This is a genomic window from Pseudomonas sp. GW821-FHT11G12, assembly GCF_058808055.1.
Genome location: NZ_JBXARH010000002.1, coordinates 733,460 through 752,896, shown reverse-complemented (window position 1 = coordinate 752,896; position 19,437 = coordinate 733,460). Strand labels below are relative to the sequence as shown.

Here is a 19,437-nt window from a genome sequence, read left to right as displayed (position 1 = left end):
TTGCATGTCTGATCCTCGTTATCAGGTCGATGTCAGTGTCGTAACTCACTATCTGGCAGACCAATCGCAACCCGAGCACGACCGCTTTGCCTTCGCCTACACCATCACCGTGCAGAACAATGGCGAGCAGCCAGCCCGACTGATCTCCCGGCATTGGGTGATCACCGATGGCGACGGTCATGTCGAAGAGGTGCGCGGCGCCGGTGTGGTGGGCCAACAGCCACTGATCGACGCGGGAAAAAGCCACACCTACAGCAGCGGCACGGTCATGACCACCAAGGTCGGCACCATGCAGGGCAGCTATGAAATGGTCGCCAGCGACGGCAAGCATTTCGACGCAATCATCAAACCCTTCCGCCTCGCCGTTCCCGGAGCCCTGCACTAATGGCGACGTATGCCGTCGGCGACCTGCAAGGCTGCCTCGAACCGCTCAAGTGCCTGCTCAAGCAGGTCGCGTTCGACCCGGCAGTGGATCGGTTGTGGCTGGTGGGTGACTTGGTCAACCGTGGCCCGCAATCGCTGGAAACCCTGCGTTTCCTTTATGGCATGCGTGAATCGCTGGTCTGCGTACTGGGCAACCACGACCTGCACCTGCTGGCGGCGGCGAAAAACATCGAGCGGATGAAGAAGTCCGACACGCTGCGCGAGATTCTCGCAGCGCCGGACTGCGCCGAACTGATGGAATGGCTGCGCCAGCAGAAGCTCATGCACTACGACGAGCAACGTGAAGTCGCCATGGTGCACGCCGGCATTGCACCGCAATGGTCGCTGCGCAAGGCTTTGAAGTACGCCGAAGAAGTCGAGACCGCCCTGCGCGACGACAACCTGTTCCCGGCCTTCCTTGATGGCATGTATGGCAACGAGCCGGCGAAGTGGGACAGCGAGCTCAAAGGCGTCACCCGCCTTCGGGTCATCACCAACTATTTCACGCGCATGCGTTTCTGCACCGCCGAGGGCAAGCTCGACCTCAAGAGCAAGGAAGGCCTCGACACCGCGCCACCGGGCTACAAGCCCTGGTTCCAGCACAAGGAGCGCAAGACCCGTGGCCTGCGAATCATTTTCGGCCACTGGGCGGCGCTGGAAGGCAATGTCCATGAACCCGGCATTTCAGCCCTCGACACCGGTTGCGTGTGGGGCGGCAGCCTGACCCTGATGAACGTCGACAGCTTTGAACGGCTGTCATGCAAATGCGACGAACACGGCGGCGTCCTGCCCCCGGTCGCACCATTGATCACCGAATCCTCGCCAGTCAGCGCTGCGCGTTAGACTGCGTTTTCAGCCGAGCCACAGGAACCCGCCATGAGCGAATTCAAACGTATCCCCCCGGAACAGGCCCAGGCCCTGCGCGAGCAAGGTGCCGTGGTGGTCGACGTCCGTGACCCAGCCACATTCGCGGCGCTGCACATCAGCGGCTCGAAGCATCTGGACAATCATTCCCTGCACGCCTTCATCCAGGGGGCCGACCTCGATGCTCCGACTGTTGTGGTCTGCTATCACGGCAACTCGAGCCAGGGTGCCGCGGCGTATCTCGTGAGCCAGGGCTTCTCCGACGTCTACAGCATGGACGGTGGCTTCGAGCTGTGGCGTACGACTTTTCCTTCGGAAACCGCGCAAGGCACCTCCGAATAATTTTTTTGTAACGTGCAAGCCCCGGCTCCCGTGGGCTCGCGCGGTGGCAGACGAACGGTCTGCCACAACTAATTACGTATCTCGCCTTTACCTCCTGAATTCCCAACTATCCTTAAGCCCAGGCCATCCAAAACAGGGGAGAGCCGGTACACCGGCGCACGGGTCATCGGGAGTGACTTTCGCGGTTGTCGATCGCGGAGGGGTTCTGGGGGGTAAACAACAGCTGCCTTAGCGGCTGCTTGCCAGCATCGACTGAGTGATCCGGCGTCGGCTCCACGTATCGAGCGAGGTGACGTCATGAGTATCTTTAGCCACTTCCAACAACGCTTCGAGTCCACACGCCAGGAAGAACTCTCGCTGCAAGAGTACCTGGAGCTGTGCAAGAAAGACCGTAGCGCCTACGCTTCCGCTGCCGAACGTCTGTTAATGGCCATCGGCGAACCGGAGCTGCTCGACACCTCGACCAACTCGAGGCTGTCGCGAATCTTCTCGAACAAGGTGATCCGCCGCTATCCGGCCTTTGAAGACTTCCACGGGATGGAAGAATGCATCGACCAGATCGTGTCGTATTTCCGCCATGCCGCCCAGGGCCTCGAGGAGAAGAAACAGATCCTCTACCTGCTCGGTCCCGTCGGTGGTGGTAAATCCTCCCTGGCCGAGAAGCTGAAACAGCTCATGGAAAGAGTGCCTTTCTACGCCATCAAGGGTTCACCGGTATTCGAATCTCCCCTGGGTCTGTTCAACGCCACCGAAGATGGCGCGATCCTCGAAGAAGACTTCGGCATTCCCCGGCGCTACCTGAACACCATCATGTCGCCATGGGCGACCAAACGCCTGGCCGAATTCGGCGGCGATATCAGCCAGTTCCGCGTGGTCAAGCTCTACCCGTCGATCCTCAACCAGATCGCCGTGGCCAAGACCGAACCCGGTGACGAGAACAACCAGGACATCTCGGCGCTGGTCGGCAAGGTCGACATCCGCAAACTCGAGGAATATCCGCAGAACGACGCCGATGCCTACAGCTACTCGGGCGCGCTGTGCCGGGCCAACCAGGGTCTGATGGAATTCGTCGAAATGTTCAAGGCACCGATCAAGGTGCTTCACCCGTTGCTGACCGCCACTCAGGAAGGCAACTACAACAGTACCGAAGGCCTCGGCGCGATTCCGTTCACCGGGATCCTGCTGGCCCACTCCAACGAATCGGAGTGGCACACCTTCCGCAACAACAAGAACAACGAAGCCTTCATCGACCGGATCTACATCGTCAAAGTGCCGTACTGCCTGCGGGTCAGCGACGAAGTGAAGATCTACGACAAACTGCTGTTCAACAGTTCCCTGGCCAAGGCCCATTGCGCGCCGGACACCCTCAAGATGCTGGCGCAGTTCACCGTGCTGTCACGCTTGAAGGAGCCGGAAAACTCCAACATCTACTCCAAGATGCGGGTGTACGACGGCGAAAATCTCAAGGACACCGATCCAAAGGCCAAGTCGATCCAGGAATATCGCGACTCGGCGGGCGTCGACGAAGGCATGAACGGTCTGTCGACCCGGTTCGCGTTCAAGATCCTGTCCAAGGTCTTCAACTTCGACCCGCATGAAATCGCCGCCAACCCGGTGCACCTGCTCTATGTGCTGGAACAGCAGATCGAACAGGAACAGTTCCAGGCCGAAACCCGCGAGCGCTATCTGCGCTACCTGAAGGAATACCTGGCGCCGCGTTATATCGAATTCATCGGCAAGGAAATCCAGACCGCCTACCTCGAGTCTTACAGCGAGTACGGCCAGAACATCTTCGACCGCTACGTGCTGTATGCGGACTTCTGGATTCAGGATCAGGAATACCGCGATCCGGAAACCGGCGAGATCCTCAACCGCGTCGCCCTCAACGAGGAACTGGAAAAAATCGAGAAACCGGCCGGCATCAGCAATCCGAAGGATTTCCGCAACGAAATCGTCAACTTCGTACTGCGCGCCCGGGCCAACAACAACGGCAAGAACCCGACCTGGCTCAGCTACGAAAAACTGCGGGTGGTCATCGAGAAGAAAATGTTCTCGAACACCGAGGATCTGCTGCCGGTCATCAGCTTCAATGCCAAGGCCAGCAAAGAGGATCAGCAGAAACACAACGACTTCGTTACACGAATGGTCGAACGCGGCTACACCGACAAACAGGTACGACTGCTCTCCGAGTGGTATCTGCGGGTCAGAAAATCACAGTAAACCGCGGCCGGTCAGACCGGTTGTCGTCAGCCCGAGGCTTGTGTACGCATTTTCTGCTACACAAGCCTCTGGAAGGTGTTCGAAAGGCGGTAGCGAGGTTCAGGCAGCACCCAAAGCGCTTGGGGGAGCGTGTGCGTCCCTTGGCATTCGGTTCAACGCTGCATGACCGCTCGCCCCCTTTGCAGGACAGCTTCTAAGGAGCAGTCATGAGCTATGTGATCGACCGACGTCTCAATGGCAAGAACAAGAGCACGGTGAACCGTCAGCGCTTCCTGCGGCGTTACCGTGACCACATCAAGAAGGCTGTCGAAGAGGCGGTCAGCCGGCGCTCCATCACCGACATGGAGCACGGCGAGCAAATCAGTATTCCCGGTCGCGATATCGACGAACCGGTGCTTCACCACGGCCGTGGCGGCAAGCAGACCGTGGTTCACCCCGGCAACAAGGAATTCACCGCAGGCGAACACATCGCCCGCCCACCGGGCGGCGGTGGCGGTCGCGGACCGGGCAAAGCCGGCAACTCCGGCGAAGGCATGGATGAATTCGTCTTCCAGATCACCCAGGAAGAATTCCTCGAATTCATGTTCGAGGACCTCGAACTGCCGAACCTGGTCAAACGCAACCTGAGCGGCACCGATACCTTCAAGACGGTCCGCGCCGGGATCAGCAACGAGGGCAACCCGTCCCGGATCAACATCATTCGCACACTGCGCTCGGCCCACGCCCGGCGAATCGCGCTGTCCGGCAGCAGCCGCGCCAAACTGCGCGAAGCCAAGGAAGAACTGGCCCGCCTGAAACGCGAAGAACCGGACAACTTCGGCGATATCCAGAATCTCGAAGCCGAAATCGAAAAACTCAGCGCGCGTATCCACCGTGTGCCGTTCCTCGACACCTTCGACCTCAAGTACAACCTGCTGATCAAGCAGCCGAACCCTAGCTCCAAAGCTGTAATGTTCTGCCTGATGGACGTTTCCGGCTCCATGACCCAGGCGACCAAGGACATCGCCAAACGCTTTTTCATCCTGCTGTACCTGTTCCTGAAGCGGAACTACGACAAGATCGACGTCGTGTTCATCCGCCACCACACCAGCGCCCGGGAAGTGGACGAAGAAGAGTTTTTCTACTCGCGGGAAACCGGCGGCACCATCGTTTCCAGCGCACTGAAACTGATGCAGGAGATCATGGCCGAGCGCTACCCGAGCAACGAATGGAACATCTACGCCGCACAGGCTTCCGACGGCGACAACTGGAACGACGACTCGCCGATCTGCCGCGACATCCTGATCAATCAGATCATGCCGTTTGTGCAGTACTACACTTACGTAGAGATCACCCCGCGCGAACATCAGGCCCTGTGGTACGAGTACGAACGCATCGCCGAAGCCTTTTCTGACACTTTTGCCCAGCAGCAGCTGGTCTCGGCCGGAGATATCTATCCGGTCTTCCGTGAACTCTTCCAGCGCAGGTTAGTGACATGACCGCCAAAGAGCAGAAGCGCCAACCCATTTCCACCGGCTCCGAATGGACATTCGAGCTGATCCAGACCTACGACCGCGAAATTGCCCGGATCGCGGCCGGGTACGCCCTGGACACCTATCCCAACCAGATTGAAGTGATCACCGCCGAACAGATGATGGACGCCTACGCCTCGGTCGGCATGCCGCTGGGCTATCACCACTGGTCCTACGGCAAACACTTCCTCAGCACCGAGAAATCCTACAGCCGCGGGCAGATGGGGCTGGCCTACGAGATCGTGATCAACTCCGACCCGTGCATCGCCTACCTGATGGAGGAAAACACCATCTGCATGCAGGCGCTGGTGGTGGCCCATGCCTGCTACGGCCACAACAGCTTCTTCAAGGGCAACTACCTGTTCCGCACCTGGACCGATGCCAGCTCGATCATCGATTACCTGGTGTTCGCCAAGCAGTACATCATGCAATGCGAGGAGCGCCATGGCATCGATGCGGTCGAGGACCTGCTCGACTCCTGCCATGCCTTGATGAACTACGGCGTCGACCGCTACAAACGTCCGTACCCGATTTCCGCCGAGGAAGAGCGGCGCCGGCAGAAGGATCGCGAAGAACACCTGCAGAAACAGATCAACGACCTGTGGCGCACCATTCCCAAAGGCGCAGACAAATACAGCGACAAGGACAACGCACGCTTCCCGGCCGAGCCACAGGAAAACATCCTGTATTTCATCGAGAAACACGCGCCATTGCTGGAGCCCTGGCAGCGGGAGATCGTGCGGATCGTGCGCAAGATCGCCCAGTATTTCTATCCACAACGCCAGACCCAGGTGATGAACGAAGGCTGGGCGACCTTCTGGCACTACACGTTGATGAACGACCTGTACGACGAGGGTCTGGTCACCGACGGTTTCATGATGGAGTTCCTCACGTCTCACACCAGCGTGGTGTTCCAGCCAGGTTTCGACAGTCCCTACTACAACGGCATCAACCCTTACGCACTGGGTTTTGCCATGTACCGCGACATCCGGCGCATGTGCGAAGAACCAACGGAAGAGGACCGTCGCTGGTTCCCGGAAATCGCCGGCACCGACTGGCTGTCGACCATCAAGTTCGCCATGAGCAGCTTCAAGGACGAGAGTTTCATCCTGCAGTACCTGTCACCCAAGGTGATCCGCGACCTGAAACTGTTCAGCATCCTCGATGACGACCAGAAGGACGATCTGCTGGTGCCCGCCATTCATGACGAGGGCGGCTACCGGATCATCCGAGAGACCCTGGCCGCGCAGTACAACCTCGGCAACCGTGAACCGAACGTGCAGATCTACAGCATCGACCGGCGCGGCGACCGCTCACTGACCCTGCGTCACCAGCAGCACGACCGAAAACCGCTGGGCGACTCCACCGAAGAGGTACTCAAGCATCTGCACCGGTTGTGGGGTTTCGACATTCATCTGGAAACCCTGCAGGGCGACCAGATCATGAAAACCCACCATGTACCGCCACGCAGCGAACACGGCGAGGGGGATTACGGCCGGCTCGATCTGGCCGTCATTCATCTTTGATCCCGTTCTGGCCTCCGAAAGTCCGGCGCAAGGGTTATCCTGTCGGGCCAACGGAGGTTTTTTATGCAGATTTACAAGGTCGGCGGCGCAGTACGTGATCGCCTGCTGGGCAAACCGGTCACCGAGATCGATTGGGTGGTGGTCGGTGCCACCGCAGAAGAAATGCTCGCCCAAGGGTTTCGCCCGGTAGGCGCGGATTTCCCTGTGTTTATTCACCCGAAAAGCGGCGAGGAGTACGCCCTCGCCCGCACCGAGCGCAAGAGCGGTCGCGGTTATGGCGGATTCACCTTTCACGCCAGCCCCGAGGTCACGCTCGAAGAAGACCTGATCCGTCGCGACCTCACGATCAACGCCATGGCCGAGGACGATCAGCAAAACCTGACCGATCCCTATCACGGCCAGCGCGATCTCGACGATCGAATCCTGCGTCACGTTTCCCCCGCGTTCGCCGAAGATCCCCTGCGAGTCTTGCGTGTTGCCCGCTTTGCAGCTCGTTACGCGGAACTCGGCTTCAAGGTGGCGCCCGAGACGCTGGAACTGATGCGCGAGCTCAGCGAATCCGGCGAGCTGGAGGCTCTGACCGCCGAACGCAGCTGGAAAGAGATTTCCCGCGCACTGATGGAAAATCAGCCGCAGGTGTTCATTCAGGTATTGCGCGATTGTGGCGCTCTGAAAGTGCTGATGCCGGAAGTCGATGCATTGTTCGGCGTACCGCAACCGGAAGCCCATCACCCGGAAATCGACAGCGGCATTCATACGCTGAGCGTGCTTGAGCAAGCCGCCCTGCACCAGCAACCGCTGACGGTGCGCTGGGCTTGCCTGCTGCACGACCTCGGCAAAGGTCTGACGCCTGAAGAGGAATGGCCGCGGCATATCGCCCATGAGCACAAAGGCCTGAAGCTGATCAAAGCCGTCAACGAGCGCTTCAAGGCACCGAAGGATTGTCAGGAACTGGCCTTGCTGGTCGGCCAGTACCACACCCACGGTCATCGCGCCCTGGAGCTGAAGGCGTCGACCTTGCTGGAATTGCTGCAGAGCTTTGATGTTTATCGCCGACCGCAGCGTTTCGAAGAATTTATCGTCGCGTGCGAGATGGATGCACGAGGCCGCAAAGGACTTGAGCAACGCAGTTATCCACAGGCGAATTACCTGCGCGGCGCAGCCAGCGCTGCTCGGGGCGTTGCGGCTCAGCCGCTGCTGGAGAAGGGCTTCCAGGGCCCCGAACTGGGCGAAGCGCTCAAGCGCGAACGGCTCAAGGCGTTGAAGGCTTACAAGGAATCAGCGTCTTCCTGAGAACATCTGGAGCCATCGCGAGACTGCTCGCGATGGCTCCAGTCAGTTCAACAGATCTGAAGGCGTGAGCTGAATACCGCGCCATTCAAATCCGACCGGGGCCAACACCTGATCGATCTGCGCCTCGGCCCACAACGTGGCAAAACTTTTCCCCACGCCCGGATGTACCCGATCCGGCGCAATCAGCGAAAGCGGCCACAGCACAAAGGCATTTTTCAGAATCTCGGCCCGGGGCAGGATCAGCCCGTCGAAATTGCCTGCCAGCTCGCCGTACAGCAAGACGTCGATATCCAGCGGCAGCCCCTTGCGATCCGGGGCATAACGACCGTTATCCGCCTCGATGAATTTCAGCCGACGATCCAGCTCCATCAACGGCAGATCGGTAAACGCCGAGACCACGAAGTTGTAGAAAGGCCCGCTCTTGATCCCCACCGGCTGGCTTTCGAACACCGCCGAACAGCGGATATCCACCAGAAAACCGGCCAGGGCATCCAGACCTGCGCGCAAATGGGTTTCGCGCTCGATATTGCTACCGAGCCCGAGATAGACCTGAGTCAGCGACATCCGCGCTCGATCTCCACGCCCACACCACCCTTGGCAGCCGGGACCGCGCCAGGCTTGGTCAGCTTCAGACGCACCCAGGTAATCTTGAATTCGCTCATCAGCACTTCGACCAGACGCTCGGCGAAGGTCTCGACCAGTTGATACTGGGATTGCTCGGCAAAGGCCTGGATCCGCGTGGAAACACTGGCGTAATCGAGTGCCAGGGTCAGGTCGTCACCAGCTGCAGCCGGGCGATTGTCCCAGGCGAAGCTCAGATCAAGGCGCAGGCACTGTCGGATGCCGCGCTCCCAGTCGTAGGCACCGATCACGGTGTCGACTTCCAGGCCCTCGATAAACACTCTGTCCAAGCACTTTTCTCCGCTGCACGACAAGGGCGCAATGCGCCGTTAGAATCAGGGCGTCCTCGCCCGGAATAGTTAGCATGTTTTGGTTACTGGCGATCCTCGCCTACCTGCTCGGCTCGCTGTCCTTCGCCATTTTGCTCAGCCGCCTGACCGGAAATCCGGATCCGCGAATGAGTGGCTCGGGTAATGCCGGTGCCACCAACATGCTGCGCCTGGCCGGTCGCAAACTCGCGATCCTGACCCTGCTGGGTGATCTGTGCAAAGGCCTGCTGCCGGTGCTGATCGCTTCGGCAGCGAGCCTTCCACTACAGGATCAGGCCTGGATCGGCGTCTGCGCCGTGATCGGTCACCTGTTCCCGCTGTACTTCCGTTTCCGCGGCGGCAAGGGCGTTGCCACGGCGGCCGGCATGCTGCTGGGCCTGTACCCGCCTGCCGCGCTGCTGGCCGTGTGCGCCTGGCTGCTGACGTTCTATCTGACCCGCACCAGCTCGCTGGCAGCGCTGATCGCCACGCCCCTGACCCTGCCATTACTGGCCTGGCAGGAACCGGAGGCGCTGCTGCCGATGAGCACGCTGACGCTGCTGATCGTCTGGCGTCACCGGGGCAATCTACGCGACCTGTTTGCCGGGCGCGAACGGCATTTTTAAATACCGCACGTGAGCGCCGCTCATCACAGCGCCGACAACTGCTCCATCGGCCAGCGCGCCTGCACGCTGATCGCCAGGCTTTCCTGCTGGCCAGCCTGCAAACGCTGGCAACCGGCAAACGCAATCATTGCGCCATTGTCGGTGCAGAATTCTGGACGGGCATAGAACACATCGCCCTTCATGTCGCCGAGCATTTTCTCCAGCGATACACGCAACGCCTTGTTGGCGCTGACGCCGCCAGCGATCACCAGACGCTTCATGCCGGCCTGCTTCAACGCACGCTTGCACTTGATGGTCAAAGTCTCCACCACGGCCTGCTGGAACGCCAGCGCGATGTCGCAACGGGCTTGCTCGCTGTCGTCCCCGGCGCTGACGCACTGCTGCCAGGTATTGAGGGCAAAGGTCTTCAAGCCACTGAAGCTGAAATCAAGGCCTGGGCGATCGCACATCGGACGCGGGAAAGTGAAACGTCCTGCGACGCCCTTCTCCGCCAATTTGGCGATTTCCGGGCCGCCCGGGTAGTTGAGGCCCATCATCTTCGCGGTCTTGTCGAACGCTTCGCCTGCGGCGTCATCAAGGGTTTCGCCCAGCAGGCTGTATTGGCCGATGCCATCGACCTGAACCAGCTGCGTATGACCACCGGAGACCAACAAAGCGACGAACGGAAATTCCGGCGGCTTTGGCTCCAGCATCGGCGCCAGCAAGTGGCCCTCCATGTGGTGCACACCGAGGGCCGGAATGCCCCAGGCAAACGCCAGCGCCTGAGCGCACGAAGCACCGACCAGCAAAGCGCCCACCAGGCCAGGACCCGCGGTGTAGGCGATGGCGTCGATCTCGGTCGGCACGCAGTCGGCTTCGGCCAACACCTGACGGATCAAGGGCAGCATGCGCTTGACGTGATCGCGCGAGGCCAGCTCCGGCACCACACCGCCGTAGACGCGATGCAGGTCGATCTGACTGAACAATGCGTCGGCCAGCAGACCGCGTTCACTGTCGTATAAAGCGACGCCGGTTTCGTCGCAGGAAGTTTCTAATCCCAGTACTAGCATGGGTTTGCGCCTTGTTTAGGCTGAATTCGAAGGCGCGCATAATAGTCGCCACTGGATGCCCCGACCAGCGGTTTTCGATCAGAGGCTTTGCATTCCGAGCGTTGAGGGGTTAACATCCGCAACCCTTAAAAACCGACGTCTTCAAGTGCTCTTTTGCCGCGAGGATGTTGACCCCGGTAATGAATGAAGGTAGCTCTGGATGCCAGCCGTCAAAGTTAAAGAGAACGAACCCTTCGACGTAGCTCTGCGTCGTTTCAAGCGCTCCTGCGAAAAAGCCGGTGTACTGGCTGAAGTTCGTAGCCGCGAATTTTACGAGAAGCCAACTTCTGAGCGTAAGCGCAAGGCAGCAGCCGCTGTTAAGCGTCACGCCAAGAAAGTTCAGCGCGAACAGCGCCGCGCCGTTCGTCTGTACTAATACACAGACGATCGTAGCAAGCTTCTGCCAAGCCCGGCCCTCAGCCGGGCTTATGGCATTTGCGTAAAACGCTTGATGCTTCACCGTCGAAGCCGCACACGCGACCGAGACAAATCCGCTTCACCGCGTCAGGCCTGGCTCTTTTGCCAGCGGTGCACGTCTTTTCTGACGAGCCTTTCAAGGCTACTGACGAGCACACCCACTGATTCCTCTTACGACGATCAGCCCAAGGCACCTGCTTGCGTGCCCGTTTCATGAGCTATCCGAGGCCAGCATACCGGCCGTCAGCGGATTCAGCGCAACACTTTCAAATAGTCGAAGACTGATGAGTACTAACGTCAGTGAATTTTCGGCAGATACACTTCCCGACAGCGATTACGTCAACGACACTGGTCGAGCCGCACTTTATCTTGCGCGCCTCACACCATGATCGTCCGGCCGCCCTTCGCATCGGACCCATTACAGCGCAGACGAGAACGCCATGGCCGGGCTGATTCCCCAGAGCTTCATTGACGACCTGCTGAACCGCACCGACATCGTCGACGTGGTCAGCTCGCGCGTGCAACTGAAGAAGGCCGGCAAAAACTACACCGCCTGTTGCCCGTTTCATAAAGAGAAGACCCCGTCGTTCAGCGTGAGCCCCGACAAGCAGTTCTATTACTGCTTCGGCTGCGGCGCTGGCGGCAACGCGCTTGGTTTTCTCATGGATCACGACAACCTGGACTTTCCCCAGGCCGTCGAGGATCTGGCCAAGGCGGCGGGCATGGAAATCCCGCGCGAAGAAGGTGGCCGCTCGCACAAACCGCGACAGCCGACCGATTCGCCGCTTTATCCGCTGCTGACCGCCGCCGCCGATTTTTACCGGCAGGCGCTCAAGAGCCACCCGGCACGCAAGGCTGCCGTGGACTACCTAAAAGGTCGCGGCCTGACCGGCGAGATTGCCCGAGACTTCGGCCTCGGCTTTGCCCCGCCTGGCTGGGACAACCTGTTCAAGCACCTGAGCAGCGACACCCTGCAGCAGAAAGCCATGATCGACGCTGGCCTGCTGATCGAGAACGCCGAAACCGGCAAACGCTATGATCGCTTCCGTGATCGAGTGATGTTCCCGATCCGCGATACCCGTGGGCGCATCATTGCCTTCGGTGGCCGAGTTCTCGGCGACGACAAACCAAAATACCTGAACTCGCCGGAAACCCCGGTATTCCATAAAGGCCAGGAACTCTACGGCCTTTATGAAGCACGCAAGAACAACCGCAACCTCGACGAAATCATCGTCGTCGAGGGCTACATGGACGTCATCGCCCTGGCCCAGCAAGGCCTGCGCAATGCCGTCGCGACTCTGGGCACGGCCACCAGTGAAGAACACCTGAAACGTCTTTTTCGCGTCGTGCCGAACGTATTGTTCTGCTTTGACGGCGACCAGGCCGGCCGCAACGCCGCCTGGCGCGCACTGGAAGCTACGCTGAGCAGCCTGCAGGACGGTCGCCGCGCGCGCTTCCTGTTTCTGCCTGAAGGCGAAGACCCGGACACCTTGATCCGAGCCGAAGGCACCGACGCCTTCCGGGCGCGAATCAACCAGCACGCACAACCGCTGGCGGACTACTTCTTCCAGCAACTGACCGAAGAGGCCGACCCTCGCTCGCTCGAAGGCAAGGCGCACCTGGCCACCCTTGCCGCACCGCTGATCGACAAGGTGCCGGGGGCCAATCTGCGGATCCTGATGCGTCAGCGCCTGACCGAAATCACCGGCCTGAGCAGCGAGACCGTCAGTCAGTTGGCCCAGAGCGCACCACAGGAAGCGCCGCCCGCCTACGATCCAGGCATCGATTACGACGCAATACCGGACTACAGCGACTACCATCAGCCGCAGGCACAGGACATGTATGTGCCGCAGCAGGAATGGACGCCGAAGAAATCCGGCGCCGGCGGCAAGAAATGGGACAAGAAACCCTGGGACAAAAATGGCAAACGTGGTGGTGATCGCGATCAACCGCGTGCCCCACGGATACCGGCCGCCGTCGAAACACCGATCATGGCCGCCCTGCGAACCGTGATCCACCACCCGCAGCTGGCCCTGAAAGTCGAGACCGCCGGTCACTTCGCGGACGAAGACAATACCAACACCCAGCTTCTGGTGGCCTCGCTTGAGGCCGTACAAAAGAATCCTCAGCTAAACTCTTTTCAGTTGATCTCGCGATGGCACGGCACCGAGCAGGGTCGATTGCTGACCCGCCTGGCAGAAAAGGAATGGCTGATCAACGGAGAAAACCTTGAACAACAGTTTTTCGACACCATAACTAGCTTGTCCGCCCGCCAGCGCGAGCGAAAGCTGGAACAACTTTCCAGGAAATCACGTCAAAGCGATTTGAGCGCCGAAGAAAAATCTTTGCTGCTCGAGTTGCTTAAACGGGATGTTCCTGCATCAAACCCGACCTCAACTGGCGCGTGAGGTCATAGCTCAGGTATAATCCTCGGCTTGTTTTTTGCCCGCCAAGACCTTCAGTGGATAGGGTGTTATGTCCGGAAAAGCGCAACAGCAGTCTCGTATTATTGAGTTGATCAAACTGGGTCGTGAGCAGAAGTATCTGACTTACGCCGAGGTCAACGACCACCTGCCCGAGGATATTTCAGATCCTGAGCAGGTGGAAGACATCATCCGCATGATTAATGACATGGGGATCCCCGTACACGAGAGTGCTCCGGATGCGGACGCCCTTATGTTGGCCGACGCCGATACCGACGAGGCCGCTGCGGAAGAAGCAGCCGCTGCGTTGGCAGCGGTGGAGACCGATATCGGTCGCACCACTGACCCAGTGCGCATGTACATGCGTGAAATGGGTACGGTCGAGCTTCTGACTCGTGAAGGCGAAATCGAAATCGCCAAGCGTATCGAAGAGGGCATCCGTGAGGTGATGAGCGCAATCGCGCACTTCCCGGGCACGGTTGACCACATTCTCTCCGAATACACTCGGGTCACCACCGAAGGCGGTCGCCTGTCCGACGTTCTGAGCGGTTACATCGACCCGGACGACGGCATCACGCCGCCAGCCGCCGAAGTGCCGCCGCCGATCGATGCGAAAGCCGCGAAAGCGGACGACGATTCCGAGGACGATGACGCCGAAGCTTCCGATGACGAAGAAGAAGCCGAAAGCGGTCCGGATCCGGTCATTGCTGCCCAGCGTTTCGGCGCCGTGGCTGACCAGATGGAAATCACCCGCAAGGCGCTGAAAAAGCACGGTCGTCACAACAAGGCAGCCGTTGCCGAGTTGCTGGCCCTGGCCGAGCTGTTCATGCCGATCAAACTGGTGCCGAAGCAATTCGAAGCCCTGGTCGAGCGTGTTCGCAGTGCCCTGGATCGTCTGCGTCAGCAAGAGCGCGCGATCATGCAATTGTGCGTACGTGATGCACGTATGCCGCGTGCCGATTTCCTGCGCCAGTTCCCGGGCAACGAAGTCGACGAAAGCTGGTCCGACGCCCTGGCCAAAGGCAAGAGCAAGTACGCCGAAGCCATTGGCCGCGTGCAACCGGACATCATCCGTTGCCAGCAAAAGCTGACCGCGCTGGAAACCGAGACCGGTTTGACCATCGCCGAGATCAAGGACATCAACCGTCGCATGTCGATCGGTGAGGCGAAAGCCCGCCGCGCGAAGAAAGAGATGGTTGAAGCAAACTTGCGTCTGGTGATCTCCATCGCCAAGAAGTACACCAACCGCGGTCTGCAATTCCTCGATCTGATCCAGGAAGGCAACATCGGTCTGATGAAAGCGGTGGACAAGTTCGAATACCGTCGCGGTTACAAGTTCTCGACTTATGCCACCTGGTGGATCCGTCAGGCGATCACTCGCTCGATCGCCGACCAGGCCCGCACCATCCGTATTCCGGTGCACATGATCGAGACGATCAACAAGCTCAACCGTATTTCCCGGCAGATGCTGCAGGAAATGGGTCGCGAACCGACCCCGGAAGAGCTGGGTGAGCGCATGGAGATGCCTGAGGACAAGATCCGCAAGGTATTGAAGATCGCCAAAGAGCCGATCTCCATGGAAACCCCGATCGGTGATGACGAAGACTCCCATCTGGGTGACTTCATCGAAGACTCGACCATGCAGTCGCCAATCGATGTCGCCACTGTTGAGAGCCTGAAAGAAGCGACTCGCGAAGTACTGTCCGGCCTTACTGCCCGTGAAGCCAAGGTACTGCGCATGCGTTTCGGTATCGACATGAACACCGACCACACGCTCGAAGAAGTCGGCAAACAGTTTGACGTGACCCGCGAGCGGATCCGTCAGATCGAAGCCAAGGCGCTGCGCAAGCTGCGCCACCCGACGCGAAGCGAGCATCTGCGCTCCTTCCTCGACGAGTGACACCAGAACCCCCGGCCCAGGCCGGGGGTTTTGTTTATGGGGCAGATTAAATACCTCGCTCCGCCCTTCCCTCGCGCACAGCCCGTCTACACTCGAAACATTCCCCCGAGCCATAACGAGACCGTTATGCCCAGACTGGCGTCCGTGCTTTTTTTGCTGTCACTGATGATCTGGACCGCAACGGCTGACGCGCTGACTCTGACCGATGAAGAACGTAGCTGGCTGGCGGCTCACCCGGACTTGCGCCTGGGTGTCGATGCATCGTGGCCGCCATTTGAGTTCCGGGACGATCAGAACCGTTATCAGGGCCTGGCAGCGGACTATATCGATGTGATCCGTCAGCGCCTGGCGATCAAACTGACACCGATCGAACCCGTGAGCTGGACGGTGGTGCTCGAACAGGCCAAAAACGGCACCATCGATCTGCTGCCGGGCATCATGTCCACCCCGGAACGCCAGAATTACCTGGCTTTCACCCGACCCTACCTCGACTTTCCGATCGTCATCCTCGCCCACGTCGGCGGCCCGCAACCGCGCAAGATCGAGGATCTGTACGGGCTGAAAATCGCCGTTGTCGAAAACTATGCCCCTCACGAACTGCTGCGCACCCATCACCCCGACCTGAATCTGGTCGCCATGCCGAATGTCAGCTCGGCCCTGCAGGCCTTGGCCACAGATGAAGTAGACGCGGTGGTCGGCGATCTCGCCTCCAGCGTCTGGAGCCTGCGCCAGCTCAAGCTCGACGGGCTGTATGTCAGCGGCGAAACCCCCTATCGCTATCAACTGGCCATGGGGGTACCCCGGGACAAGAAAATGCTGGTGAGCATCCTGGATAAAGTCCTGGCCGACATGTCCCCGGAAGAAATCAGCAGCATTCAGGAACATTGGGTAGGCAACGTCCTCGATCATCGGACATTCTGGTCGGATCTGCTGGTCTACGGCTTGCCTGGCCTGTTGCTGCTGGTGATCATCCTGGCCGTGGTGATCCGCATCAACCGCCGCTTGAGCTCGGAAATTGCCCGACGCATAGACCTCGAGCAGGAACTGCGCAGCAGCGAATACCACTATCGCGGACTGGTGGAGAGCCTGTCGGCCATCGCCTGGGAAGCGCGAATCAGCGATTTCACCTACAGCTACGTTTCACCCCACGCCGAGGATCTGCTCGGTTATCCACTGTCGCACTGGCTGATACCGGGCTTCTGGCGCAACATCATCCACCCGGCAGACCTGACCCGCGCGCAGAGCTTCTGCGATCACGAAGTCCTTGCCGGGCGCGATCACAGCCTCGATTATCGGGTGATCACCGCTGACGGCCGTTGCTTGTGGGTGCGCGATATCGTCAGCCTGATCGAACACGGTCACGAGCCGGTGATGCGCGGTCTGATGATCGACATCAGCGAAACCAAGCGCACCGAAGAAGCATTGCGCCTGTCGGAGCAGAAATTCGCCTCGGTGTTCCAGCAATGCCCGGACATTCTGGTGATTGCACGGCTGTCCGACGGCTGCCTGCTGGAGGTCAACGAGGCCTTTGAAGAGCAGATCGGGCTGAGAGCTGAAGAAGTCATCGGCCAGACCGCTACCGAACTCAACATCTGGGGCATTCCCGGCGTCGGGCCGGGCCTGCTGCAGCGCCTGCAGGCTGGCAGCATCCGCAACCTGGAGATGCCCTTTCGTCGCAACAATGGCCAGGTGTTCACCGGGCTGATTTCTGCCGAACCGTTCGAACTCGACACCACACCGGCGCTGGTCGTGGTGGTGCGCGACATTTCTCCACTCAAGGAAACCCAGCAACAACTGCAAACCTCCGAAGAGAAGTTCGCCAAGGCCTTCCACGCCTCGCCGGACGGGCTGCTGCTGTCGCGCCAGAGCGATGGCCTGCTGCTGGAGGTCAACGAAGGTTTCAGCCGCATCACCGGTTTCAACAGCGCCATGTCGGTGGACCGCTCGGCGCTGGATCTGGGGATCTGGGTCAACCTCAACGAACGCAAACAGATGCTTGATCTGTTGCACCGCGACGGTTTCGTTCGCGATTTCACCTGCCACATCCGCCGCAGTGACGGGCAGATCCGCCTCTGCGAGGTGTCCAGTCGTCCACTGCCGATCGGCGACGAAGACTGCATGCTGACCATCGCCCGGGACATCACCGAGCGCCACCTGATGCAGGAAAAACTGCAACAGGCCGCGACTGTGTTCGAGAGCACCGCTGAAGGCGTATTGATCACCGACACTCAACAGCACATCAGTGCGGTGAACCGTGCGTTTACCGAAATCACCGGATACAGCGAAAGCGAGGCGCTCGGGCATACCCCGCGCCTGCTGGCCTCAGGGCTGCACGACAGCGCGTTTTACGCGGCGATGTGGCATCAATTGACTGACGAAGGCCACTGGCAGGGCGAGATTTCCAACCGACGCAAGAATGGCGAGTTATACCCCAGTTGGCTGACCATCAGCGCCGTGCGCAATCGCGACAAGTTCATCACCCACTTCGTCGCGGTGTTTGCCGATATCTCCAGCCTCAAGCACGCCCAGGCCAAACTCGATTACCAGGCCCACCACGATCCGCTGACCGGCCTGCCGAATCGCACGCTGTTCGAAAGCCGTCTGCAGATGGCGCTGAACAGCCAGCAGGAAAACGGCAGCCTGGGCGCAGTGTTGTTCCTCGACCTCGACCGCTTCAAGCACATCAACGACAGCCTCGGCCACCCGGTTGGCGACCTGCTGCTCAAGGGCATTGCCGTACGCCTCAAAGAACAGCTGCGCGACATCGACACCGTGGCGCGACTGGGGGGTGACGAATTCATCATCCTGCTGCCAGGGCTGCAACAGGCCGGTGATGCCGACAACATTGCCACCAAACTGCTGAACTGTTTCGGCGCACCGTTCCAGGCGGGCGAGCACGAGTTTTTCATCAGCGCCAGCATCGGCACCAGTCTTTATCCCCGTGACGGCTGTGACGTCGCCACCCTGATCAAGAACGCCGATGCGGCGATGTACCGTTCCAAGGCCAAGGGCCGCAACCGCGTCGAAAGCTACACCCGCGACCTCACCGCCCAGGCCAGCGAACGGGTGGCGCTGGAACATGAACTGCGCCGGGCTATCGAACGCGAGGAGCTGTACCTCTACTACCAACCGAAAATCAGCCTCGACGATCACTCTCTGGTCGGCGCCGAAGCCCTGATCCGCTGGCGCCACCCGACCTTCGGCGAGGTGCCGCCGGAGCACTTCATACCGTTGGCGGAAGAGAACGGCATGATCCTGCAAATCGGCGACTGGGTGCTGGAAACCGCCTGCCGGCAGATGTTCGAGTGGAACCAGATTTACGAATCCCTGGGCCCACTGTCGGTCAACCTCGCCGGCGCACAGCTGCGCCAGCCGAACCTGCTCGGACGCATCGAACAACTGCTCAAGGACAACCGCCTCAGGCCGGATTTACTGCAACTGGAAATTACCGAAAACTTCATCATGAGCCAGGCCGAAGAAGCCCTGGCGGTGCTGCATCAACTCAAACACCTCGGCGTGCAGCTGGCCATCGACGACTTCGGCACCGGTTACTCCTCGCTGAGCTACCTCAAACGCCTGCCGCTGGACATCCTCAAGATCGACCAGTCTTTCGTCCGCGGCCTGCCCGACGACCCGCACGACGCGGCGATTGTCCGCGCCATCATCGCCCTGGGCCGCAGCATGCAATTCACTGTGATCGCCGAAGGCGTGGAAACCCAGGCCCAACAACAATTCCTCGCCGCCGAAGGCTGTGAACAGATCCAGGGCTACATCGTCAGCCTGCCGCTACCGCCGGAGGAATTCGCCGCAACGTTTCTTCGCATAGCCGTATCAGATTTTTCGGATAGCACAGCCGAGAAACCGTCGCTATAATC

At 59.7% G+C, this 19,437-nt stretch carries 15 protein-coding genes; 12 read left to right on the top strand and 3 right to left on the bottom strand.

Features of this window, described 5'->3' with window-relative positions; translation table 11 throughout:
- The first annotated feature begins 4 nt into the window (after window positions 1-4).
- From apaG to AC1RR7_RS11150, 7 genes are all read left to right on the top strand, one after another.
- Window positions 5-385 (top strand): Co2+/Mg2+ efflux protein ApaG, encoded by a 381-nt coding sequence (apaG, locus tag AC1RR7_RS11180; RefSeq protein WP_096817894.1) that lies wholly within the window; start codon window positions 5-7, stop codon window positions 383-385.
- Window positions 385-1,266, top strand: coding sequence for a symmetrical bis(5'-nucleosyl)-tetraphosphatase (locus AC1RR7_RS11175; RefSeq protein ID WP_102619788.1), 882 nt, complete (start codon window positions 385-387; stop codon window positions 1,264-1,266). The genes apaG and AC1RR7_RS11175 overlap by 1 nt, the downstream gene beginning before the upstream one ends.
- A 33-nt stretch (window positions 1,267-1,299) precedes the next feature.
- Window positions 1,300-1,629 (top strand): thiosulfate sulfurtransferase GlpE, encoded by a 330-nt coding sequence (glpE, locus tag AC1RR7_RS11170; RefSeq protein WP_007959911.1) that lies wholly within the window; start codon window positions 1,300-1,302, stop codon window positions 1,627-1,629.
- A 297-nt stretch (window positions 1,630-1,926) separates the two neighbouring features.
- Window positions 1,927-3,849: a PrkA family serine protein kinase gene (locus tag AC1RR7_RS11165; RefSeq protein ID WP_096817891.1), complete on the top strand. Its 1,923-nt coding sequence runs from the start codon at window positions 1,927-1,929 to the stop codon at window positions 3,847-3,849.
- 206 nt (window positions 3,850-4,055) lie between these two features.
- The gene (locus tag AC1RR7_RS11160; RefSeq protein ID WP_096817889.1) at window positions 4,056-5,327 is read left to right on the top strand and encodes a YeaH/YhbH family protein; all 1,272 of its coding nucleotides are present in this window, start codon (window positions 4,056-4,058) and stop codon (window positions 5,325-5,327) included.
- The gene (locus AC1RR7_RS11155) at window positions 5,324-6,886 is read left to right on the top strand and encodes a SpoVR family protein (protein ID WP_096817887.1); all 1,563 of its coding nucleotides are present in this window, start codon (window positions 5,324-5,326) and stop codon (window positions 6,884-6,886) included. The genes AC1RR7_RS11160 and AC1RR7_RS11155 overlap by 4 nt, the downstream gene beginning before the upstream one ends.
- A gap of 63 nt (window positions 6,887-6,949) precedes the next feature.
- On the top strand, window positions 6,950-8,179 hold the full coding sequence (locus tag AC1RR7_RS11150) for a multifunctional CCA addition/repair protein (protein WP_493157404.1): 1,230 nt from the start codon (window positions 6,950-6,952) through the stop codon (window positions 8,177-8,179).
- 42 nt (window positions 8,180-8,221) lie between these two features.
- Here the strand turns inward: AC1RR7_RS11150 and folK are convergent, their stop codons facing one another.
- Window positions 8,222-8,743, bottom strand: coding sequence for a 2-amino-4-hydroxy-6-hydroxymethyldihydropteridine diphosphokinase (gene folK / locus AC1RR7_RS11145; RefSeq protein ID WP_096817884.1), 522 nt, complete (start codon window positions 8,741-8,743; stop codon window positions 8,222-8,224).
- Window positions 8,734-9,090, bottom strand: a complete 357-nt coding sequence (gene folB / locus AC1RR7_RS11140; RefSeq protein ID WP_064599849.1) for a dihydroneopterin aldolase — start codon at window positions 9,088-9,090, stop codon at window positions 8,734-8,736. The genes folK and folB overlap by 10 nt, the downstream gene beginning before the upstream one ends.
- A 74-nt stretch (window positions 9,091-9,164) precedes the next feature.
- Between folB and plsY the strand changes: the two genes are divergently transcribed.
- A complete protein-coding gene (plsY, locus tag AC1RR7_RS11135; RefSeq protein WP_493157403.1) occupies window positions 9,165-9,734 on the top strand; it encodes a glycerol-3-phosphate 1-O-acyltransferase PlsY in 570 nt (189 codons plus the stop codon).
- 23 nt (window positions 9,735-9,757) lie between these two features.
- On the opposite strand, the gene tsaD is transcribed toward plsY, so the two are convergent.
- Window positions 9,758-10,783 carry a tRNA (adenosine(37)-N6)-threonylcarbamoyltransferase complex transferase subunit TsaD gene (gene tsaD / locus AC1RR7_RS11130; RefSeq protein WP_039768071.1) on the bottom strand — a complete coding sequence of 342 codons (1,026 nt, stop codon included), beginning with the start codon at window positions 10,781-10,783 and terminating at the stop codon, window positions 9,758-9,760.
- 199 nt (window positions 10,784-10,982) lie between these two features.
- Here tsaD and rpsU point away from each other — a divergent pair, with 199 nt between their 5' ends.
- From rpsU to AC1RR7_RS11110, 4 genes are all read left to right on the top strand, one after another.
- Entirely contained in the window at window positions 10,983-11,198 is a 216-nt protein-coding gene (gene rpsU, locus AC1RR7_RS11125; protein ID WP_002551877.1) for a 30S ribosomal protein S21, read from the top strand.
- A gap of 481 nt (window positions 11,199-11,679) precedes the next feature.
- On the top strand, window positions 11,680-13,647 hold the full coding sequence (gene dnaG, locus AC1RR7_RS11120; protein ID WP_102619785.1) for a DNA primase: 1,968 nt from the start codon (window positions 11,680-11,682) through the stop codon (window positions 13,645-13,647).
- A gap of 67 nt (window positions 13,648-13,714) precedes the next feature.
- Window positions 13,715-15,562, top strand: a complete 1,848-nt coding sequence (gene rpoD, locus AC1RR7_RS11115; RefSeq protein WP_096817878.1) for an RNA polymerase sigma factor RpoD — start codon at window positions 13,715-13,717, stop codon at window positions 15,560-15,562.
- A 126-nt stretch (window positions 15,563-15,688) separates the two neighbouring features.
- The gene (locus AC1RR7_RS11110) at window positions 15,689-19,435 is read left to right on the top strand and encodes a bifunctional diguanylate cyclase/phosphodiesterase (protein WP_102619783.1); all 3,747 of its coding nucleotides are present in this window, start codon (window positions 15,689-15,691) and stop codon (window positions 19,433-19,435) included.
- The last annotated feature ends 2 nt before the right edge of the window (window positions 19,436-19,437 follow it).